Source organism: Microbacterium resistens (assembly GCF_021172025.1).
In the GTDB taxonomy this organism is placed as follows: domain Bacteria; phylum Actinomycetota; class Actinomycetes; order Actinomycetales; family Microbacteriaceae; genus Microbacterium; species Microbacterium resistens.
The window spans coordinates 2,634,863-2,655,131 of record NZ_CP082781.1; the positions used below are offsets into that span (position 1 = coordinate 2,634,863).

Annotated in this window: 19 protein-coding genes; 8 read left to right on the plus strand and 11 right to left on the minus strand. The window is 71.5% G+C overall.

All coding sequences use genetic code 11. The features are described from left to right. Positions 1 to 141: 141 nt before the first annotated feature. The 8 genes from K8F61_RS12435 to K8F61_RS12470 all read right to left on the minus strand — a co-directional run bounded on the left by K8F61_RS12435 (position 142) and on the right by K8F61_RS12470 (position 9,334). Complete coding sequence (locus K8F61_RS12435) at positions 142 to 1,806, minus strand: hypothetical protein (protein WP_231819337.1); 1,665 nt, start codon at positions 1,804 to 1,806, stop codon at positions 142 to 144. Positions 1,807 to 1,849: 43 nt separating this feature from the next. Continuing rightward, entirely contained in the window at positions 1,850 to 2,743 is an 894-nt protein-coding gene (locus K8F61_RS12440; protein WP_067248091.1) for a carbohydrate ABC transporter permease, read from the minus strand. Next, positions 2,740 to 3,714 carry a carbohydrate ABC transporter permease gene (locus K8F61_RS12445; RefSeq protein WP_231819338.1) on the minus strand — a complete coding sequence of 325 codons (975 nt, stop codon included), beginning with the start codon at positions 3,712 to 3,714 and terminating at the stop codon, positions 2,740 to 2,742. The genes K8F61_RS12440 and K8F61_RS12445 overlap by 4 nt, the downstream gene beginning before the upstream one ends. 1 nt (position 3,715) lies before the next feature. Continuing rightward, positions 3,716 to 4,993, minus strand: a complete 1,278-nt coding sequence (locus tag K8F61_RS12450) for an extracellular solute-binding protein (RefSeq protein WP_219085000.1) — start codon at positions 4,991 to 4,993, stop codon at positions 3,716 to 3,718. A gap of 220 nt (positions 4,994 to 5,213) precedes the next feature. Then, positions 5,214 to 6,089 carry a Gfo/Idh/MocA family oxidoreductase gene (locus tag K8F61_RS12455; RefSeq protein ID WP_231819339.1) on the minus strand — a complete coding sequence of 292 codons (876 nt, stop codon included), beginning with the start codon at positions 6,087 to 6,089 and terminating at the stop codon, positions 5,214 to 5,216. Beyond that, positions 6,086 to 7,186 carry a Gfo/Idh/MocA family protein gene (locus K8F61_RS12460; RefSeq protein WP_231819340.1) on the minus strand — a complete coding sequence of 367 codons (1,101 nt, stop codon included), beginning with the start codon at positions 7,184 to 7,186 and terminating at the stop codon, positions 6,086 to 6,088. Before K8F61_RS12460 ends, K8F61_RS12455 begins: the two co-directional genes overlap by 4 nt. Positions 7,187 to 7,232: 46 nt before the next feature. Beyond that, entirely contained in the window at positions 7,233 to 8,255 is a 1,023-nt protein-coding gene (locus tag K8F61_RS12465) for a Gfo/Idh/MocA family protein (RefSeq protein WP_231819341.1), read from the minus strand. Between the two features lie 59 nt (positions 8,256 to 8,314). Then, complete coding sequence (locus K8F61_RS12470; protein WP_231819342.1) at positions 8,315 to 9,334, minus strand: LacI family DNA-binding transcriptional regulator; 1,020 nt, start codon at positions 9,332 to 9,334, stop codon at positions 8,315 to 8,317. Between the two features lie 132 nt (positions 9,335 to 9,466). Between K8F61_RS12470 and K8F61_RS12475 the strand changes: the two genes are divergently transcribed. Together K8F61_RS12475 and K8F61_RS12480 are read left to right on the plus strand one after the other, a co-directional pair. After that, positions 9,467 to 10,261, plus strand: a complete 795-nt coding sequence (locus tag K8F61_RS12475; protein WP_231819343.1) for a 6-phosphogluconolactonase — start codon at positions 9,467 to 9,469, stop codon at positions 10,259 to 10,261. After that, on the plus strand, positions 10,258 to 11,400 hold the full coding sequence (locus K8F61_RS12480) for an N-acetylglucosamine-6-phosphate deacetylase (RefSeq protein ID WP_231819344.1): 1,143 nt from the start codon (positions 10,258 to 10,260) through the stop codon (positions 11,398 to 11,400). Before K8F61_RS12475 ends, K8F61_RS12480 begins: the two co-directional genes overlap by 4 nt. Positions 11,401 to 11,852: 452 nt before the next feature. Here K8F61_RS12480 and K8F61_RS12485 read toward each other — a convergent pair whose 3' ends face one another. After that, a complete protein-coding gene (locus K8F61_RS12485; RefSeq protein ID WP_219084994.1) occupies positions 11,853 to 12,536 on the minus strand; it encodes a GntR family transcriptional regulator in 684 nt (227 codons plus the stop codon). Positions 12,537 to 12,665: 129 nt separating this feature from the next. Here K8F61_RS12485 and manD point away from each other — a divergent pair, with 129 nt between their 5' ends. Continuing rightward, positions 12,666 to 13,904, plus strand: coding sequence for a D-mannonate dehydratase ManD (gene manD / locus K8F61_RS12490; RefSeq protein WP_067248057.1), 1,239 nt, complete (start codon positions 12,666 to 12,668; stop codon positions 13,902 to 13,904). Positions 13,905 to 13,950: 46 nt separating this feature from the next. Continuing rightward, a complete protein-coding gene (locus K8F61_RS12495; RefSeq protein ID WP_231819345.1) occupies positions 13,951 to 14,460 on the plus strand; it encodes a gluconokinase in 510 nt (169 codons plus the stop codon). 488 nt (positions 14,461 to 14,948) lie between these two features. On the opposite strand, the gene K8F61_RS12500 is transcribed toward K8F61_RS12495, so the two are convergent. After that, a complete protein-coding gene (locus K8F61_RS12500; RefSeq protein ID WP_231819346.1) occupies positions 14,949 to 15,698 on the minus strand; it encodes a hypothetical protein in 750 nt (249 codons plus the stop codon). Between the two features lie 455 nt (positions 15,699 to 16,153). Here K8F61_RS12500 and K8F61_RS12505 point away from each other — a divergent pair, with 455 nt between their 5' ends. The 4 genes from K8F61_RS12505 (at position 16,154) to K8F61_RS12520 (ending at position 19,104) form a co-directional block, all read left to right on the plus strand. Then, positions 16,154 to 16,468: a hypothetical protein gene (locus K8F61_RS12505; protein ID WP_231819347.1), complete on the plus strand. Its 315-nt coding sequence runs from the start codon at positions 16,154 to 16,156 to the stop codon at positions 16,466 to 16,468. Positions 16,469 to 16,549: 81 nt separating this feature from the next. Then, positions 16,550 to 17,251 (plus strand): SGNH/GDSL hydrolase family protein, encoded by a 702-nt coding sequence (locus K8F61_RS12510; RefSeq protein ID WP_231819348.1) that lies wholly within the window; start codon positions 16,550 to 16,552, stop codon positions 17,249 to 17,251. A gap of 48 nt (positions 17,252 to 17,299) precedes the next feature. Then, entirely contained in the window at positions 17,300 to 18,250 is a 951-nt protein-coding gene (locus K8F61_RS12515; RefSeq protein WP_336246420.1) for a hypothetical protein, read from the plus strand. Next, a complete protein-coding gene (locus K8F61_RS12520; protein WP_231819349.1) occupies positions 18,247 to 19,104 on the plus strand; it encodes an SMP-30/gluconolactonase/LRE family protein in 858 nt (285 codons plus the stop codon). Before K8F61_RS12515 ends, K8F61_RS12520 begins: the two co-directional genes overlap by 4 nt. A 301-nt stretch (positions 19,105 to 19,405) precedes the next feature. Here the strand turns inward: K8F61_RS12520 and K8F61_RS12525 are convergent, their stop codons facing one another. Continuing rightward, positions 19,406 to 20,269 carry a fumarylacetoacetate hydrolase family protein gene (locus K8F61_RS12525; protein ID WP_231819350.1) on the minus strand — a complete coding sequence of 288 codons (864 nt, stop codon included), beginning with the start codon at positions 20,267 to 20,269 and terminating at the stop codon, positions 19,406 to 19,408.

A 20,269-nucleotide genomic window follows, 5' to 3' on the forward strand; every position in this document is an offset into this window, starting at 1 on the left:
GGCCGCGACGCGGGGGCGCACCCGTAGTCTGTCGGCGGCGCTCCGTGAGACGGAGAAATCGGAACGAATCCGAACGGCGCCGACCCGCCGGCGGCACGCGAAGGAGCCGCCGCCCGAAGGCGACGGCTCCCCGGGTGCGGGTCAGGGCAGCGCCGGCCCACCCGGGCCGGCGCCCGGGACCGGGTAGTACACCGGGGGCTGGTCCTCCCACGCGGACGGCAGTGTGAGCAGGTCGTCGTAGTGGTGCATCGCGATGCCGCCGAAGGACGGCTCGTCGCCGAAGGCCGCGTAGACCTTGTCCAGCTCCGCCTCCAGATACGTCCGCCCCTCCTCGAAGAACGTCACGCTCTCGGGATCGCCGGTGCCGGAGAGGTCCTTGGTCTCGATGCCGATCACCACCGAGTCCGGCTTGCCGATCGCGTTCGCGTAGTCGATCTCGTGCTGGGCCTGGGCGATGATCCCGGCGCCGCCGTCCGCGGTGTCGCGGTAGTCCATGATCGAGATGTAGTCGGTCATGTCCTGGATGTGGTCGGACAGCGGCTTGGTCTCGCCGTTCCACGTGATCGCCGTGCAGCAGGACGACGTGTCCAGCCAGCGCGGGATCGCGGGGCCGACGAGCACCGGGAGCCCCGAGGCGTCGCGGCGCTCGATCAGCGTCTGCAGCACCTCCAGCCAGCGGTTCGGCAGGTCGTTGCCCGGCACCTTCCACTCGCCGAGGATGTACGGTTCGATGTCGACGTTGATGCCGTCGAAGCGGGCGTCCTCGGGCACGGCGAGGTTGTAGTCCAGCACCTTCTCGAACTCGTCCACGGCGAAGTGCTCGAACTGCTCCAGCGCACCGAAGTACGGCGGGCGCGTGCCTCCGGCGACCGTCGCCTGCACGTGGTATCCGCGCTCCTTCGCCCATCGCACGAACGCCGCGACCTCCTCCCGGGCGTCGCGGAGCATGTCGCGGTCGCCGTAGCGGTCGACGCCGAGGTAGATCGTGCGGATCGGATCGGATCCGAACGTCTCGGTGTCGTCCATGACGGCGCCGAGACGGTCGCGCGCAGCGGTCGAGAACACCGCCTCGTAGGAGGCCCGCTCCCAGATCCACATCGAGCGGTCCTGGTCGTAGACGACGGGATCCTGCGCCTGCGCGCCGCCGACCGAGACATAGGTCGTCGGCGACAGCGAGACGTGTCCCGCGACGTCCGTCGCCCGGGCCTCGATGCCGACGAACCCCGCCTCGCGGGCGGGGAAGACGGCGCGGTAGTCGCCGGTGTTCCCGGGGGCGGGCGTGGCACGACGCCATTCGCCGCCGTTGACGCGGACCTCGACGCTCTGCACCGCGTGCTCGGACGCGACCCGGACGACAGGCTTCAGCACTCGCCCGTCCTGCGGGCCCTCCTCCGGCGAGACGATCGTGACGACCGGCTTCGCGGCCGCGGGGTTGTCGACCTCGACCGCGACGAACGATGACCACGTCGTGTAGAGCGTGGTCAGGTCCCGGCCTCGGACGGCGAGGTCGAGGCGGCCGTCGACGTCGGCGATGTCGATCGACACCTGCCAGTCGCCGTCGTCCTCCACCTGCTCGATGGGCACGAGCTCCTGGCCGCCGACGGCCAGGACGAGCTCGGAGACGTTCGCCGACGTGCCGGTGACCGTCAGCGTCTCGCCCTGCACGGTCGCGCCGTCGTCCGGCGAGGTGATGGCGATCGCGGTGACGGGGTCCTCGGCGGCGGCCGGGGTCGCGGCGACGACCGTCAGCGCCCCGCCGAGGAGTCCCGCCACGGCCCACGCCGCGACTGCTCTCTTGGTTCTCATGTCCGTTCCTCTCCGACCGCGCCCCGATGCGCGGTGCGTCCGTTCAGCCCTTGACCGCTCCCGCCACCATCCCGGAGGCGAGCCGCCCCTGGACGATGAGGAAGAGGATCACCACGGGCACCGAGATCAGCGTGGCGCCGGCCATGATGCCGGCCCAGTCGGTCGCCGACATCTCGCTGCTGAAGGTCTGCAGCCACAGCGGGAGCGTGGCGTTGCCGGGCTTGGTCATGACGACGAGCGCGAGGGTGTACTCGTTCCAGGCCTGGAGGAAGGAGAACACCGACGCCGTGACGATCCCCGGCCCCAGCAGCGGGAGCGTGACCCGGAAGAAGGCCCCGAACCGGCTGCAGCCGTCCACCATCGCCGCCTCCTCCAGGTCGGCGGGGATGCCGTGGATGAAGCCGCGCAGGAGCCACACCGTGAACGGGACCACCGTGCCGACGTACAGCAGCGACAGACCGCCGACGGAGTTCAGCAGCCCCCAGCCGTCCAGCATCCGGAACTGCGAGATGAACAGCGCCTCGCTCGGGATCATCTGGATGATCAGCACCATGAGGATGATGAGCCCGCCCCCGCGGAACCGGAACCGGCTGACGGCCACCGCCGCGAGGAAGCCGAACAGCACGGCGACGACCACCACCACCGCGGTGACCGAGGCGCTCATGCCGAGGGCCGACCAGAAGCCCTTGTCGGCGAGGATCCCGGCGAAGCTCTCCGCGCTGAACGGGATCGGCAGGAACCGCGGCGTCTTGCTGAACAGGTCGTCGTTGTCGGAGAAGGCCGTGTTCACCATCCAGTAGACGGGGAAGACCAGCAGCGCGGCCGCGGCGATCGCCACCGCGTTCCATCCGCGGCGGTGGGTGTCGCGGCGGCTGCGCCGTCCGCGCGGCGCGACGGCGGGGAAGTCCGTCGTGCGCAGGTCGACCGGAGCGCTCATTCGCTCGCCTCCCTCTGCTGGGCGAACATCCTCGCGATGTACTTCCAGGTGAGCAGCAGCGTCAGCAGCAGCACGACCGTGGCCAGCGCCGAGGCGTCGCCGTACTCGCCCTGCCCGATGCCGACGCGGTAGATGTAGGTGCCGAGGAGGTTGGTCTCCTCCACCGAGACGCCCGCCTGCTGCAGGACGTAGATCTGGGTGAACACGCGCAGGTCCCACACGATCTGCAGGAGCCCGACGATCATGACCGCGGGGGTGATGATCGGCAGGGTCACCTCCCGGAACCGCTGGAACGGCCGCGCGCCGTCGAGCTCGGCGGCCTCCAGCACCTCCAGGGGCACCTGGGTCAGCGCCGAGTAGATCATGAAGATGATCAGCGGCAGGCTTCCCCAGATGACCGTGAGCGCCGCGATCGTGAACACGCCCATCGGGGTCGACGTCCACGGGAAGCCGGCCATGTCCCGGAACCCGATCGAGGCGAGCAGCCAGTTCACCAGTCCGTACCGGCCGTCGAAGAGCCACTGCCAGATGACCATGGTGACCAGGGCGGGCGTCGCCCAGACCAGCAGCAGGGCGACCTGGAGCACGATCCGCGCCCAGCTGCTGACCTTCGTCAGCAGCACCGCGACGAGGCAGCCGATCACCATCGACAGCGTGGCGCAGATCGCGCAGAAGACGATGGATCGGAGGAACACGAGCCACATCGTGGGGTCCGTGAGGACCGAGACGTAGTTGTCCAGGCCGACCCACTCGGGCTCCTCGCCGAACTGCTGGGCGAGACCGAACTTCTGCAGCGACATGATGAACTGCTGCAGCAGCGGCCATCCCAGCGCCACGGCCACCGCCGCGATGAGCGGCAGGACGAGGAGGTAGGGGAGGACGGCGCCCCGCGCGCGGCGACGCCGCCGCGCGCGGGGGACGGGCTCGGGCGCCGGGGGCGCCTTCTGTGGTTCGACGACGGTCGCGGTCATGTCAGTCGGCGTTGAGCGTCTCTTCGATCTTGGCCCCGGAGCGCTTCACCACGGCGTCGATGTCCTCGCCCTTGGCGATCGCGGAGAAGAGGTCGACCGGGATGTTGTTGCCCTCGACGATCGCCCAGGCGGGGGCGGTCGGGGTCAGGCGCGACGTCTCCGCGATCTGCTGCTGCAGCGAGGCGGGGACGAGACCGTCCGGGATGGCGTCCGCGTAGGCGGTGTTGCCGGGCACCCAGCCGGAGTCCTCGGCCAGTTGGCTCATGAAGTCCTCGCTCATGATGAGCTCCAGCGCCTTCTTCGCCAGCGGCTGGTTCGACGAGTTCGCCGAGACGGCGACGTTCGACCCGCCGAGGAACTGGTGGCTGTCGCCGCCCGCCTCCGCAGGCGGGAGCGCCATGACGCCGGTGACGTCCTTCAGCTCGTCCGAGATGCTCGCCTGCGCGAACACGCGGTACGAGAACATCGCCACCTCGCCGTCGTTGTACGGCACCCAGGGGCTTCCCGCGGTGTCCTTGCCGTCGAGCGCGCCGAGCGCGGACGTCGACCAGATCGTCTGCATCTGCGTCAGGGCCTTCTTGGCCTCCGGGGTGTCCAGGGCGCTGACCCACGCGTCGCCGTCCTTCTCGGCGTAGTTCGCGTCGTTGCTGAACAGCCAGCCCTCGAGGCCGTGCGTGTCGACGACCGGGAAGTAGATCCCCTTGAAGCCCTCGACCCCCTCGGGGTTCGCGGCCTGGATCCTCTGGGTCGCCGCGACGAGCTCGTCGAGCGTCTTCGGCACCTCGATGCCCGCGGCCTGGAAGAGGTCCGTCCGGTAGAAGAGGACGCTGGAACCGGCGTACAGGGGCAGCGCGTAGCGCTTGTCGTCGACGGTCGCGGCGTCGACGAAGCTGGGGATGAGCTCGTCCCCGCCGAGGTCCTCGTACACGTCGGTGAGGTCCGCGAGGGCGCCGACGCTGGCGAAGGTCACCGTCTTGGTGTTGCCGATCTCGACGATGTCCGGCGTCTCGGTCTTGCTCGCGAGAGAGGTCTGGAGACGGGAGACGATGTCCTCCCACGGCTGCATCTCGACCGTGAGGGTCGAGCCGGGGTTCTCCTTCGCGAACTCCTCCTCCAGCCACGCCACGGCGTCCTCGGACACCGAGTCCTGCATGAACCAGACCCGCAGGTCCCCGGTCTCGCCGTCGCCTCCGCCGGCCCCGGCGCCGCCGCCGGAGCAGGCCGTCATCGCGAGCGCCCCGGCCAGGGCCGCCGCCGCGATCATGGTGCGTCTTGCCATTGTCGTTCCTCCGTGGTCTTCCTTGACGAGCGCCGGACGGCGCCCGATGAACGGGCGGATCTCTGCTGGTGTCACGCTAGCGTGCAATCGGTTGCATTACAAGCGAAACGTCGATCGGGATCCGCGAATGGAGTTTTCATCCCAGGTCAGAGGGCCTTTCGATGCCGATCCCCTGATCTGGTTCCGCGCGCACCGCCACGTCCGACGTGCGCGCCGTGCGTCAGTGTGCAGGCACGCGGGCCGATGCGCCGAGCTCCTGCGCGACCGTCTCGAGAAGACGGATCGGCGCCCGCATCTGCGCGGCCGGGATCGGCGGCACACCGGTGGCGAGCATCTCCGCGAACGCGTCCACCCCGGGCTGCACGTAGTCCTCGCCCAGCCGGATCTCTCGGCTGAGCACGCCGTGCCTGCCGACGGCGGTGGCACGGAACGGCACCCGCCCGTCCTCGTCCGGCCGGATGAACTCCAGAGCGACCAGCGTGTCCGCGACCCGATACCGCGCGACGACGGCGTGCGGGGTGCGGCACACGTCGATCCCCTCCGGGTCGCCGGGCAGGAGCCGCTGAGCGGCATCGGCGATGTGGATGCCGTAGAAGAAGATGCCGCTGTATTCGCTGTCGGGGTCGGCGGGTCCGGTCAGCGTGAGGGTCTGCAGCTCCCCGACGCTGCCGAGGTCCCTCGCCAGATCCTGCGTGTCGGCGACCCAGCGCAGCGCCGAGGAGGACGTGAGCGGAGCACCGCCGCGCTCGGCGGCGGCGATGATCTCGTCCGCGTCGGCCACGCCGGCCGCGAGCGGCTTGTCCACCCACACCGGCACCCCCGCCTCCAGGAACGGCACGGCGAGGTCGCGGTGCAGCGCGCCGTCGCGCGAGGTCACGATCAGGGCGTCGACGCGGCCGCGCAGCTCAGCGGCGTCCTCGACCACCGTCTCGATGCCGCCCAGGCGCGCGAGCTCCGCCGTGCGCTCCGGCTCCCCCGCGACCAGGGCGGTCACACGGACGGGCACGTGCGAGGGGCGCAGGACGTTCAGGTAGTGGACGATCTCGGTGGCGTGGCTGTTCTCGATGCCGACGATCGCGACGCGCGGGGCGTTCATGCGTTCTCCTTCAGGGGCTCGGGGGTCGCGGCGCGCCGCGCGGCGGGGGCGTCGCCGGCGGCGTCGTGCTCCAGGGCGACGGGACGCCCGGTCCGCGCCGACTCGTACACGGCGAGCACGACCTGGAGCGCGCGACGGCCGTCGCGGGTGGTGATGGCGGGGGCGCGGCCCTGCGCGATGGCGTCCAGGACATCACGGTACTGGCGGAGGTGCGCCACGTCGACCGCGCTCCAGCCCTCCGGGACGCTCCGCTCTTCGACGTCGTCCGGGCCCGGCGCGAGTCCGGACGCCGCGGCGAACACGGAGAGCCGATCGTCCTCCATCACGCCCGTGCCGCGGTCGCCGTGCACCGCCAGGCGCACGGGGAGTCCGGGATACGCCGCCGTGCTCGCCAGCAGCACGCCGATCGCGCCGTTCGCGAAGGTGATCGTGGCGCCGGCGACGTCTTCGACCTCGATCCCCTCGTGGGCCACGCGCCCGGTCGCCGCCTGCACCGAGACGGGGGTGCCGAGCATCCAGAGGAGGAGGTCGAGCGCGTGGATCCCCTGGTTCATCAGAGCGCCGCCGCCGTCGATCGCCGCCGTGCCGCGCCAGTCGCCGGAGTCGTAGTAGGCCTGCGGCCGGAAGAACGCGGACTCCGCGACGCCCGAGGTGATCCGGCCGAGCTCGCCGTCCTCGATCGCACGGTGCAGGAACGCCGCGGCCGGCTGGAAGCGGCGCTGGCTGATGACGGACACCGTCCGCCCGCTCGCCCGTTCGGCGGCGATCACCCGGTCCGCGGCGTCGAGGGCGATGTCGATCGGCTTCTCCACGATGACGTCGAGGCCGGACTCGAGCGCCTCGACGGCGGCGTCCGCGTGGTAGGCGCTGGGCAGGCAGATCGCCACGACGTCGACGCCCGCCTCCGCCCGGGCCTGGGCGAGGGTCGTGAAGGCGGGGACCCGATACGGCTCGGCGAGGGCACGGGCGCGCGCGGGATCGACCTCGACGATCGCGGCGAGCACCCCCTCCGTCTCGGCGAGGGCGGACACCAGGCGGGCGTGCACGGCGCCGATCGCGCCGGCACCGAGGACGGCGATGCGCTGCGGGGCGGTCATGGGATCTCCTGTCTGCGGGTCTGAGCCGGGGGAAGGACGACGACGGTCAGCGCGACCAGGGACGCGGCAGCCCGTCCTGGTCCGCCGACTCCTGGGCGAGCAGGGCGAGACGGGTGGCGAGGAGCGAGGCGGCCGTGTCCACGGCGCCCGGGCCGGCCGCGACGCCACCGCCGGCGCCGGACGGAGCCGAGGCCAGGGCGTCGAGCGCGTCCTGCGCAGGGCGGCGCCCCTCGGGAAGATCGAGCAGTCGCGCACCGCGGCGCTGCGTCGTCACCTCGACCCGGTGACGCGCCCAGGACACCTCGGCGGTGCCCTCGGTGCCGACCAGCCGGAGGCGGTAGTCGCCGTGCACGTCCGACTCCGCGGGCGTCAGCCAGCTCACCTCGGCGGTGACCACCGCCGAGGACGTGCGCAGCGTCGCGACGCCGTAGCGGGCGAAGTCCGGGATGTCTTCGAGGGGCGCGGAGACCGCCCCCTGGACCACGCCCTCGTCCGCCGGGGCGAACAGCAGCGCGATGTCGAGGTCGTGCACCGCGAGGTCGGCGAGGACGCCTCCGTAGCGGGCACGGTCGAGGAACCACTCGGGCCGCCTCTCCCGCTGCAGCTTGTGCGGCGCCGAGGTGGTGACGCCGACGATCTCGCCCAGCTCCCCCGCGGCGACGACCTCGGCGACCGCCAGGGTCTCCGGATATCCGCGCTTCTCCAGGAGCAGCGACACCGTGCGATCCGCCGCCGCAGCGGCCTCCTCGATCGCGGCGAGCTCCGCCAGGCTCGTGCAGAGGGGCTTGTCCGCGATCACGTGGGCGCCGGCGCGGAGGGCGGCGACGACATCGCGTCCGCGGTCACCGTAGATCCCGGCCACCATGACCACGTCGGGCTGCTCGGACAGGAGCGCCTCGGCGTCGGTGACGCCCGGGACGCCGAACCGTTCGGCGTACGCGTCCGCGATCCGCCGGTCGGGATCCTGGACCCCGATCAGCGTGAAGCCACGCCGGTCCTCCCGCGCCAGCTCGTCGAGCAGGTACTCGACGTGCGGGTGGGCGGCACCGACGATGGCGATCCGGGTCATGGGCGCCAGTAAAGCATGCGACCGGTTGCATAGTCAACCGGTCGCATGCGGACGACGCCTCACTCGCGGGCCGCGGGCCGCGCGGCGTCCGTGGTCTCCCGGACCACGAGGTGCGTCGCGATCGCCACCCGCTCGGCGGGACGCTCGGCGTCGGCGAGACGGGCCAGCAGCAGCTCCGCGGCGGCCTCGCCCGCGGCGGCCGAGGCCGCCGAGATCGTCGTCAGCGCCGGGTTGGTCCCGGAGGCCAGCGTGTCGTCGCAGCCGATCACGCTGATGTCCCTCGGCACGGCGATGCCGCGGAGGGCGAGCCCCGCGAGCACCCCCTGGGCCACGACGTCGTCGAAGGCGATCACCGCCGTGGCGCCGGAGGCGAGGATCCCGCCGACGGCGTCGCGCCCGCCGGTCGAGCTGGGGCGGCCGAGCTCCTGCACCGCCACCTCGATGCCGACCCTCTCCGCCGCACGGTTCAGCGCCGCACGCCGTTGCTGGTCCGACCAGGACTCCCGCGGTCCGGACAGATAGACCACGCGGCGATGCCCGAGGCGGTGCAGGTGCGCCACCGCCTCGTCCAGCCCGCCGCTCGGGTCGATCAGCACCCGCGCGAGGCCCTCGATGTCCCGGTTCACCAGCACGACGGGCCGCTGGGCGTCGAGCTCGCGGATGCGCTGCTCGTCGAGCCGCGGCGCGGCCAGCACGAACCCCTCGACCTGGGCGCTCAGTCGCGAGGTCAGGTTCGCCTCGCGATCGGCGATCTCGTCCGAGTCCCCGAGGAACACCGCGTAGTCGGCCTGATCCGCGAGGGTCTGCACCCGGCGCACCAACGGGGGGAAGAACGGGTTGGCGATGTCCGGGACCACCACCGCGATGTTGCCGAAGCGCCCGGTGGACAGGGCGCGGGCGGCATGGTTGACGACGTATCCGAGCTGGTCGGCGGCGGCGCGCACGCGGTGCACGGTCTCGCCGCTGAGCATCTCCGGGCGACTGAACGCGCGGGAGACCGTGGAGCGGGACACGCCGGCCACCCGGGCGATGTCCCCGATCGTCACCGGGTTCGTGGCGCTTCTCCGTTTCCCTGTCACGACAGACACACTATGCCCGCGGACCGCGTGCGCGCCTCGGGCCACGGGGTCCGGCCGCGGGATCCTCGCAGCTCCGCACCCGATACGCATCAGTGCTTGACTTCGCAACCGGTTGCACTAGTGTGGCCAATCATGAGCACGCCCACGTTCGCCCTCCACGCCCACCCCGACCGGGACTCCCTGGGCGCCGCCGCCGCCCGCTCGGCCGCCCAGACGCTGCGCGCGGCCATCGCCGAACGGGGCGCCGCGCGGATGATCGCCGCCGCCGCTCCCAGCCAGCAGGACGTCTACCGCGCCCTCGTCCAGGAGCCGGGGCTCGACTGGAGCGCCGTCACCGTCCTGCACATGGACGACTACCTGGATCTCGACCCGGGGGCGCCGCAGCGCTTCGCCGCCTGGCTGCGCGTCCATCTCGTCGATCACGTCCGCCCCGGGCGCTTCCTCGCCATGCGCACGGAGCTCGGCGCGGAGGCCGCGGCGGCGGAGTACGAGGCGTACCTCGACGAGGGGCCGATCGATCTCGTCTGCCTCGGGATCGGCGTCAACGGGCACATCGCCTTCAACGACCCGCCCGACGCGCGCTTCGACGACCCCTCGCGCGTCCGCGCCGTCGCCCTGGACGAGGCGAGCCGCATCCAGCAGGTCGACGACGAGTGCTTCGATACCCTCGACGACGTGCCCACCCACGCGCTGACCCTCACCATCCCGACGCTGCTGTCGGGGTCGCACCTCGTCTGCGCGGTGCCGGGCGAGCGGAAGGCCGCCGCCGTGCGCGCCCTCGTGGACGAGCAGGTGGACGAGTCCTGGCCGTGCACGGTCCTGCGCCGCCATCCGCACTGCGAGGTGCACGTCGACCGCGACGCGGCATCGCTGCTGCCCGTGTCGGCGACGCTGTCCCTGTCCTCCGCCGCGGTGCCGGCGTCGTGAGCGCGACGGTCCTGCGCGGACGTGATGCGTTCGGAGGAGGCGGGATCGACGTCGTGGTGGACGACGGGATCATCACCGCCATGACCCTCCGGGAGCCGGTGGCGGACGAGCCGTGGATCGGGCCCGGCCTCGTGGACCTGCAGGTCAACGGGCACGGGGAGGGCGACGCGAACGCCGCCGATCCGCATCCGGACCGGATCGCGGAGATGGCGCTCAGCCTCGCCGCACGCGGTGTCACGCGCTTCCTGCCGACCGTCATCACCGCGTCCGCTCCCGAGATGCGGGCGCGCATCCGGGCCATCGCCGAGGCGCGGCGGGATCCGCACGTCGGGAGCATGATCGCCGGCGTCCACGTCGAGGGGCCCTGTCTGTCCCCCGAAGACGGGCCGCGCGGCGTGCACCCGCGGGAGCACATCCGCCCGCCCGATCCCGACGAGCTGCAGTCGTGGCTCGACGAGGCACCGGGGCTGATCCGGATCGTCACGCTCTCGCCGCACCACCCCGGCACGGAGGAGGCGATCCGCCTCCTCGTCTCGCAGGGCGTGCGCGTCGCCGTCGGGCATACGCACGCCGACGACGCGCAGATCCGCGCGGCCGCCGCCGCGGGCGCATCGTTGTCCACGCACCTCGGCAACGGCGCGCACGCCGTGCTGGCCCGGCATCCGAACTACCTGTGGTCGCAGCTCGCCGAGCCCCGGCTGGCGGCGGGCCTGATCGCCGACGGGCATCACCTGCCGGACGAGACCCTGTCGGCGATGCTCGCCGCCAAGCGCGAGCACGGCGCGTTCCTCGTGAGCGATGCGGTGGCGACCCCCGCGGAGCTGCGCGAGGGCGGCGTCTCTTCCGTCGGCGGCGGGGTCCGCATCGCGCCCGACGGTGCGCTGCGGCATGCCGCCACCGGCTTCCTCGCGGGGTCGATCCAGGCGCTCGACACGGGCGTCGCGACGGCCGCACGGGTCACCGGATCCCTCGCGGAGGCCGTGCGCCTCGCCGCCGTCGCCCCCGCCCGGATCCTCGACGGCGCCGAGCCGTGGCGGGTGGGGTCCCGCGCGGACGTGCTCCGGTTCCACTGGGCGCCGGGGGACGCGGCGATCCGCCCCGTCTCCGTCCACGTCCAGGGCCGAGCGCTCGTCGGCTGACCGCTATCCCGCTCCCGCGCTCTCCTGCCCCGGCCGCCCCGCCGCGCCGCCGCGCCGCCTCAGGCAAAAGCGCGAAATCAGGCAACAATCCCCAGCCCTCGCCTGAACTCGCGCGATTGCCTGAACTCGCGTGCTCACCACCGCACCGCCAGCAGACAGCGGATCCCGCATCCCTCAGCGCCGCTCAGGCAAACGCGCGAGATCAGGCAGTAAGCCCCATCCCTCGCCTGATCCCACGTGATCGCCTGATCCCACGCGACCGCGTGATCCCCCCTCCACGCTCAACGCGACATCAGGCAAACGCGCGGAATCAGGCGACAATCCCCACCGCCCGCCTGAACTCGCGTCATCGCCTGAGCCCGCGTGATCGCCGAACCTCGCGCGATCGCCTGATCCCACGGGATCGCCTGAACCTGCGTGGCGCCCCGCATCGAGACCGGGGCGCGGCGGCGTCAGCGGCGCTTCGGACGGCCGGTGCGAGTGGGGGCCGGTGGGCCGTCGAAGTGCTCCGGGTGACGTGCGCGCACGGCCTCCAGGTCGGCGAACACGAAGCGCAGGTGCTCGCGCAGCGCCGCGATCGCCCCCTCGACGTCGCCGGCGGCCAGGGCGTCGAGCACCCGCTCGTGGTCGTCGACGTAGTCCTGCACGCCGCGGGTGGCGCTCATCCCCACGTAGCGCGCCCGGTCGAGATGCCCCTTCGCGGCGGAGACCGCCGCCCAGGCGTTGGCGTGACCGGCCAGGCCCAGGAGCATCCGGTGGAACTCCTCGTCGAGCGGATAGAAGGCGTCGCGATCCGCCGCACGGCGCTGGGACGCGATGGCGGCGCGGAGGCGGGTCTCGTCGGCCGGATCCGGCGTCCGGCAGGAGGCGAGGGATGTGAGCTCGATCGCCTCGCGGATGAACTGGGCCTCGCGCACCCGGTCGGGATCGATCAGCGTGACGTAGGTGCCGCTCTGCGGACGGACCTCGACGAGCCCCTCCTGCGCGATGAGCAGCAGCGCCTCGCGGACCGGCTGCCTGCTCAGCCCGAGGGAGACGGCGAGGTCGTTCTCCGACAGCAGCGCGCCGGGCGCGTGCACCCCCTGGATGACGTCGTCACGGATCCGTGCATAGGCGACGGACCGGGCGGAAGGCATGCCGACACGATAGCTTGACGAAACTGGTATGGCAGTGATTCGATGGACGGACGATGACCTGACGGCGCCGGCGGGTCCCGGCTCCATCGGGCCGGACACCGGGCCGACGAACGAGGACCAGGAGCGCGCATGACCATCGACAAGGCCGAGGTGATCGTCACCAGCCCCGACCGGAACTTCGTGACCCTCAAGCTCACGACGGCGGACGGGATCACCGGCCTCGGCGACGCCACGCTCAACGGGCGCGAGCTCGCCGTCGTCGCCTACCTCTCCGAGCACGTCGTGCCGCTGCTCGTGGGCGCCGACGAGGGCCGGATCGAGGACACCTGGCAGTTCCTGTACCGCTCGGCCTACTGGCGGCGCGGACCCGTGACGATGGCCGCGATCGCCGCGGTCGACATGGCGCTGTGGGACATCAAGGGCAAGCGCGCCGGCATGCCCGTCTACCAGCTCCTCGGCGGCGCGAGCCGCACCGGCCTGCTCGCCTACGGGCACGCCTCCGGCAAGGAGCTGCCGGAGCTCTTCGACTCCGTCCGCGAGCATCTGGAGCAGGGCTACCGCGCCATCCGGATCCAGACGGGCGTCCCCGGCCTGAAGGCGATCTACGGCATCGCCTCCCAGGCCGCGGACACCTTCGGCGGCGAGGTGCGCTACGACCACGAGCCCGCCCGCCGCGGGGTGAAGCCGGTCGAGGAGGACTGGGACACCCGCTCCTACCTGCGCCACCTCCCCGGCGTCTTCGAGGCCGTCCGCAACGAGTTCGGTCCCGAACTGCCTCTCCTCCACGACGGACACCACCGCATGACGCCGATCCAGGCGGCCAAGCTCGGCAAGGAGCTCGAGCCCTACGACCTGTTCTGGCTGGAGGACTGCACGCCGGCGGAGAACCAGGAGGCCCTGCGCCTGGTCCGCCAGCACACGACGACCCCTCTCGCGATCGGCGAGATCTTCAACACCGTGTGGGACTTCAAGGACATCATCCGCGAGCAGCTCATCGACTACGTGCGCGGCGCCGTCACGCACATGGGGGGCATCAGCCCGCTGAAGAAGACCCTCGACTACGCCGCGATGTACCAGATCAAGTCCGGCATGCACGGGCCCACGGACATCTCACCGGTCGGCATGGCCGCAGCCATGCACCTCGGGCTGGCGATCCACAACTTCGGCATCCAGGAGTACATGCGCCACGGCGCGCGGACGGATCACGTCTTCCGCCAGTCCTTCACCTGGCGCGACGGCCTGCTCCACCCCGGCGACGCCCCCGGCCTCGGCGTCGAGCTGGACGTGGACGAGGCGGGCAAGTACCCGTACGAGCAGGCCTACCTCCCGTACAACCGTCTCGCCGACGGCACTGTCCACGACTGGTGAGCCCGCGCACGCATCCCCGGATCGAGGGCAGGAGGAGGATGGACGCATGAACGCTCTCCCGCCCGTGGTGGTGATGGGGGTCTCCGCCGTCGGCAAGACCTCGGTGGGGATCGAGATCGCCCGGCGGACCGGCGGCATGTTCACCGACGCCGACGACCTCCACGGCGAGGCGAACATCGCGAAGATGTCCGCGGGGATTCCGCTCGACGACGCGGACCGGTGGCCATGGCTGGACCGCGTCGGCGAGGCGCTGGTGCCCGGAGCGGTCGTGGCGTGCTCGGCGCTCAAGCGCGTCTATCGCGACGTCCTGCGACGCCACGCGCCGGCCGTCGCGTTCGTCCATCTGGACGCGGATCCGGATCGCCTCCTCGCGCAGGCCTCCGGCCGCAGCGCGCACTTCATGCCCGCCTCCCTCCTGCGCTCTCAGCTCGACGCCCTCGAACCCCTCGGCACGGACGAGAAGGGGATCGTGGTCACCGTGGACGCGGAGCCCGCCGCCCTCGCCGCCCGCGCGGTGGCGGCCCTGACGTCGTCCCCCGTCGACTCCGGCGCCTGATCCGGGGCGCGCTGGGGCGCTGCGACGCTCCGGCCATGGCATCCCCAGACGCGCCCGTTGCGATGAACGAACGTTCGCCGCAACGGGCGCGCGCGACTCAGATCCTCAAAAGGCAGAGTCTTTGAAGCTGCGAACCGCCTCCCGGCACGAACGGGGTACCGGTGGAGGCGCTTCGTCTCCAAGCCCCAACCACCGAATACCATCCCGATCGACCTTGGCGTTCTCCCATAGGGCCCCTGGAGGCTCGGCCAATGCCAGCGCACCGGCGATCGCAGCGCCTTCCCGAGTGCCGTCAGCGACGTGCGGCCCCCATGCGAAAACCCGACCCAAGACGTGATGTGTCGGGTCGGCCGGCTTCGAGTAGACGAAACAGGCACGGTCGTTCGTGTCGTCCCACTGCGCCAGAACGTGAACCGCACCCGTCCACGCGATCTCCAACTCCTGCCGGACAAGGTCGACGAAGCTCACCTCTGGCGTTCGCATGACCGCTATGCCGCCGGATACTCGTCCGGAAGCGGGTCGAAGGAAAAGAGCAACTGAACTTCTCCAGAATCGATTTGACGCTCAAGCTCCACGATCTCAGGGCTCGACATCATCTCCGCCTGCTCCTCTGCTTGTTCATCACTCAACAGGTACTGTTCGGCACGGAGCTTTTCCCCAACCGGAACATCAAGATCACCGTCGGTCACGAAACTGTTGTACGGATTATGCTTTCCTGGATTCAGAATCGAGTAAGTGACCCAGTTCGGACAGCGCCAGATGCCTTGCTGCTCGCAGAACATTGTCTGCATTCCCATAACCCCACCCACAGGCCAACCATGATACAGCTTATGGCTCTTGGGATCTACCACCGCCCGAATCTCGCGCCGATCCGTCACCCGACAGATTTGTGGATTGCCACTACAATAGGACTTCCCAGCATAGGCCTTAAGCAGGTACTGCGTCCCCTGCGGAGTGATGTTCGACGAATGCAGAACCGCCTTCATGGCGGCCACGCTCCACAAATTATGCTTGTTCCACGCCTTGTCCATCCCCCAACCCTTGTCGATATCAGCATCCCAAAAGCCTCGGCGAATGGGGATATTCCCAATCTGGGCGTTACCTGCCGTGTCCATCTTCTCACTGGTTGGGTAGCCGGCCGGCGGCTGCCCTGCATTCGCTGGGCCGGCAACAGCAACGATACCCACGAGCGTCGCCAACGCGACCCCCAACGCGACAAACGCTCGGGCGATGGACATTCTAGAGTTTCTCCGCGCCAATCTATTTCCTTACTTCCAAACAGGCCACAGGAAGCCCAGACGACGAGTGCCGCCCAGATCAATCAGTGGATTTGCGGCGAGTTTACACACACGCAGGCCGCGAATCGACAACCCCGTAAGGGCTTCTCCATTAGAAGAAGGAATAGTTCTCTTCTCGGAGGAACCTGGAAGAAGACGGCAAACACCATGTTCCAACGAGGAGGCTCGCCGCCGACCAGTCTTATCGCCGAGCCGTTGGCGGCGAGAGATTCGCACTTCTCGGTCAGATCGGCGAGGCGCCGCCGCGTGGTCTCATTGATCATCCGCGCCTCCCCTCCCTCCCGGGGTTACCGTGAATGTCCTCATATATCAGCAGATCTTCACGGGCTCCTGACGTCGTCCCCCGGTCGGCTCCCGCGCCTGATCCGCGCGAGGGGCGCTGCTACGCTCCGGCCATGGCATCCCCCACCTCCTCCGCCCGGCCCCGGCGCCGCCTCGCCGTCGCCGCGCTCGTCCTCGGGGTCGTGACCGCGGCGGTCGCGGCCATCGGCTGGGCTCTGACGCTGTCCACGCCCGGCATGGGCTCGCTCTCGGTGATGATCCTGGCGGCCATCGCGGTGTGGGCGCTGGCCCTCGCGACCGCGATCGTCGCCGTGGTCGCCCTGATCCGGGCTCCCGCCAAGATCCTCGCCGTGATCGGCCTGGTGCTCGCCCTCGTCCCCGCGGTCATCGCCGTCGCCTGGGTGGTCCCGCTGCTGGCCGCGCTCTGACGCGATCGCTCCGCACCGGCCCCGGCCCGCGGGCGGAAGACTCCGTACGGGTCTCGCCCCGTGGGGCGGAAGAATGGATCCATGACCACCGCCGATCGTGATCGCCTGCACGCCCTGCTCACCGACGAACGCCCCGTGAACTGGGTGATCACCGGCGACTCGATCACCCACGGCCTGGTCCACACGCAGGGCGGGCGCAGCTACCCCGAGCACCTGCACGAGATCGTGCGCGGCGAGCTCGGGCGCACGCGCGACGCCATGATCACCACCGCGATCAGCGGTCACCGGATCGTGCAGATCCTCGACGACTTCGACCGGCGCGTCGCCTTCTGGGCGCCCCACGTCGTGACGCTGATGATCGGCACGAACGACTGCTCCACCGGCGGCGTGTTCCCGATCATCGAGCCGGACGAGTTCGGGGCCTCGCTCACGACGTTCGTGTCGCGCGTGCGGGACCTCGACGCGATCCCCGTCCTGCTCACGCCGCCGTCGGTCGACGCCGCCCACGCGCCCGAGCGCGCGCGGATCGGGGAGTTCGCCGAGGCCGTGCGCGAGGTCGCCCGCGCCGAAAGGACGATCCTCGTCGACATGCTGGCCGCGTTCACCCGGATCGGCAACGGCGGCGTCCCGTCGGCGCTGATGAACGACGCGTTCCATCCCAACGCCGCCGGGCACGCGGCTCTCGCCCTGGAGGTCGCCGCCGCCCTGGGCCTGGAGCCGGAACCGTCGCGCGCCCTGACGCTGCTGCGCGCCCGGGTCGCCGCCGCGACGTTCCTCCCGTGAACCGCCACCGTTCCGGTGCGCCGTCGCGGATCGTAGGCTGAGGGCATCATGGATGAGATCCTCAGGGCGCTCGGGGAGTTCGCCCGCGACTACTGGTGGCTCGTGTTCCCCTTCATGGGCGTGGCCGGCGGTGTCGCCAAGGCGTGGGAGCGGGGCGCCAAGCGCCGCCACCAGCGCCGCCTGGAGACCATCCGCGTCAAGGGCGAGATCAAGGCCGCTCAGCTCGCCGCGCGGGGCAAGGCCGTGCCGGCGCAGGTCGTCGCCGCCGACCCTCCCGTGTCGTCCACGGACCTGTTGGAGCGGCTCTTCGCCGAGCACGACGAGATCACGGCACGCTGGCTGGACTACGAGCTGGACGTCGCGAAGCTCATCGCCTTCCCCGCCATGAGCGACGGTCGTCAGCCGCTGACGGCCGCGTTCCTGCGGGCCAAGCGCACCGCCGACGCCCTGCGCCCGGCGACGGCCGACGCGAAGATCAGCGAGCAGCGCGTCGCGGAGTACCTCGACGCGGTGGGCGCGTACGCCGTGGCCTTCGAGGTCGCGGAGAAGGATGCGCGACGCCTGCGGGACTCGAGCTTCAGCGAGGCCGAGCGCAAGCGGCTGGAGCGCGCCCAGCACATGCTCACCGTCGCGCTCGACCAGTCGGCGACCGCGGCGGAACGCCAGACCGCGTACAAGCGGGTGCGGGAGGAGCTGGACGGCCTGCTGTCCCTGTCGGACGAGGCCGTGGAGAACCTCGAGAAGCGCGTGGCGCTGCAGCTCGAGGCGCCCACGGCGACCGGATCGGCGGGAGCGAGGAGCGCGGACGCCGCACCGGCGGCCGCGCCCGGGGTCACGGCGCCCGCCGCCGCGTCCGCTCCGTCCCGGCCGAACACGGCCCCCGCCGACGCGACGACAGGGATTCGCGACGGCGCGGAGCCCGTCGCCGACCCGGTCCCCGCCCCGGATCCGATCCCCGCCCCGGATCCGCTGCGAACCCCGGGACGCGACCGGCGGTGACGCCCGAGAACGTCACTGGCCCCGTCGCCCGCCACGCCGAGGCGCCCGTGTGGTGGGCGGGATGGGGCGGACTGCGCTGGGTCGACGGGGATGCCGGGGACCTCCTGACCCTCACGGACCGCGGCGTGCGGCGGCAGCACGTCGATGACCGCTACCTGGCCTTCGCGCGGCCGCGCCGGTCGGGCGGGTTCGCGGCGGTGGGCGCGCAGGATCTGTACCTCGCGGACGACCCGGATGGACCCGCGCACCCGGTCCTGCGCCTGCTCGACGGCACCGGCACCCGGATGAACGACGGCTGCTGCGATCCCCGCGGCCGCCTCCTCGCCGGCTCCATGGCGACCGACGACGCGTCGGGCACGGGCGTGCTGCGGCGGATCGATCCGGCGCCCGACGGAGCCACGGCGACGACGCTCCTGCGCGGGATCACGTGCTCCAACGGGGTCGGCTTCGCCCCGGACGCGCGCCGCGCCTACTACGTCGACACGGCGACGCGGCGGATCGACGTCCTCGACGTGCACGACGGCGAGCTCGGCGGGCGACGCACGTTCGCCGCGTTCCCCGAGGACGCCGGGTTCCCGGACGGCCTCACCGTCGCCGCGGACGGCAGCGTGTGGGTGGCGGGATGGGGCGGCGGCGCCGTGCTCGGCTTCGACACGGACGGCGCGCTGCAGGAGCGGATCGTCCTTCCGGTGCCGCAGGTGAGCGCGTGCACCTTCGGCGACGACGACCTCGGCACCCTGTACGTCACGACGTCGGCGCAGGGGCTGGATCCGGATCACGGGACCGCGGCCGGATCCGTGTTCGCCGTGCGCCCCGGCGTCCGCGGCCTCCCGGTGACGCCGTACGCCGGCTGACGCGCGCCCGCCCCGGGTCGTTGAGCGAGGAGCGCAGCACCGAGACGAAACGCGCCCACCCCCGGGTCACCACGTTTCGACTCGCTGCGCTCGCTCAACGACCGAGGCTCACCCCGGGGCCACCACGTTTCGACTCGCGGAGACCCGCACTGAGCGAGCGAAGCGAGTCGAAGTGTCGCTCAACGACCGAGTACGGGCACCCACCCGGCTGCGCTCGCTCAACGACTGACGGGCTGGGCCCGCGGCACGGTCGCACTCAGCGGGAAGGACCGTGCCGCGGGCGCAGCCCGCCGGCGGCGCCTCAGGCCACGACGGCGCGCCGCAGCCGCTGCCGCTGGCGCCCGAGTCCCTCGATCTCCACGGTCATCTCATCCCCGTCCCGGAGGTACGGGAAGCGGCCGGACAGCGCCACGCCCTGCGGCGTCCCGGTGTTGATGACGTCGCCCGGCTCCAGCACCATGAACTGGCTCAGGTGGTGCACGAGCTCCCACACCGGGAAGATCATGTCGGCGGTGGACGAGTCCTGACGCGGCTCGCCGTTGACCCAGGAGCGGAGCCGCAGCGCCTGCGGATCCACCTCCTCGGCGGGCACGAGCACCGGCCCCAGGGGGTTGAACGTCTCGGCGCACTTGCCCTTGGACCACTGGCCGCCGGAGACGTCGAGCTGGTAGGCGCGCTCCGACACGTCGTTCGACACGGCGTACCCCGCGATCACGTCCCTCGCCGCGGCGGGTCCGGACAGATAGCGGGCGGTGCGGCCGATGACCACCGCCAGCTCCACCTCCCAGTCCACCTTCTCCGCGCCCGGGGGCAGCAGCACGTCGTCGTCCGGGCCCACGACGGTGTTCGGGTGCTTGAAGAACACGATCGGCTCAACGGGCGGCGCGGATCCCGACTCCGCGGCGTGCGCGGCGTAGTTCTGCCCGACGCAGATGACGGCCGTCGGACGCGCGATCGGCGCCCCGGTGCGCCACTGCTCGACCGTCGGGTCCGCGACCGGCAGACGCCCTTCCCGCAGCGCCGCCCGTACGCGCCCGATCCCGTCGTCGGCGAGGAAGGCGCCGTCGATCTCCGCGGTGACGGACGACAGCTCGCGCAGCGTCCCCTCGTCGTCCCGCACGAACGGGCGCTCCCGGCCCGGCTCTCCTCGGCGCATCAGCTGCAT

Bases quoted from the DNA above. Each gene is read 5' to 3' on its own strand.
- K8F61_RS12435 (WP_231819337.1), bottom strand. From the start codon at position 1,806: ATGAGAACCAAGAGAGCAGTCGCGGCGTGGGCCGTGGCGGGACTCCTC.
- K8F61_RS12440 (WP_067248091.1), bottom strand. From the start codon at position 2,743: ATGAGCGCTCCGGTCGACCTGCGCACGACGGACTTCCCCGCCGTCGCG.
- K8F61_RS12445 (WP_231819338.1), bottom strand. From the start codon at position 3,714: ATGACCGCGACCGTCGTCGAACCACAGAAGGCGCCCCCGGCGCCCGAG.
- K8F61_RS12450 (WP_219085000.1), bottom strand. From the start codon at position 4,993: ATGGCAAGACGCACCATGATCGCGGCGGCGGCCCTGGCCGGGGCGCTC.
- K8F61_RS12455 (WP_231819339.1), bottom strand. From the start codon at position 6,089: ATGAACGCCCCGCGCGTCGCGATCGTCGGCATCGAGAACAGCCACGCC.
- K8F61_RS12460 (WP_231819340.1), bottom strand. From the start codon at position 7,186: ATGACCGCCCCGCAGCGCATCGCCGTCCTCGGTGCCGGCGCGATCGGC.
- K8F61_RS12465 (WP_231819341.1), bottom strand. From the start codon at position 8,255: ATGACCCGGATCGCCATCGTCGGTGCCGCCCACCCGCACGTCGAGTAC.
- K8F61_RS12475 (WP_231819343.1), top strand. From the start codon at position 9,467: ATGAGCACGCCCACGTTCGCCCTCCACGCCCACCCCGACCGGGACTCC.
- K8F61_RS12485 (WP_219084994.1), bottom strand. From the start codon at position 12,536: ATGCCTTCCGCCCGGTCCGTCGCCTATGCACGGATCCGTGACGACGTC.
- manD (WP_067248057.1), top strand. From the start codon at position 12,666: ATGACCATCGACAAGGCCGAGGTGATCGTCACCAGCCCCGACCGGAAC.
- K8F61_RS12495 (WP_231819345.1), top strand. From the start codon at position 13,951: ATGAACGCTCTCCCGCCCGTGGTGGTGATGGGGGTCTCCGCCGTCGGC.
- K8F61_RS12500 (WP_231819346.1), bottom strand. From the start codon at position 15,698: ATGTCCATCGCCCGAGCGTTTGTCGCGTTGGGGGTCGCGTTGGCGACG.
- K8F61_RS12505 (WP_231819347.1), top strand. From the start codon at position 16,154: ATGGCATCCCCCACCTCCTCCGCCCGGCCCCGGCGCCGCCTCGCCGTC.
- K8F61_RS12510 (WP_231819348.1), top strand. From the start codon at position 16,550: ATGACCACCGCCGATCGTGATCGCCTGCACGCCCTGCTCACCGACGAA.
- K8F61_RS12515 (WP_336246420.1), top strand. From the start codon at position 17,300: ATGGATGAGATCCTCAGGGCGCTCGGGGAGTTCGCCCGCGACTACTGG.
- K8F61_RS12525 (WP_231819350.1), bottom strand. From the start codon at position 20,269: ATGCAGCTGATGCGCCGAGGAGAGCCGGGCCGGGAGCGCCCGTTCGTG.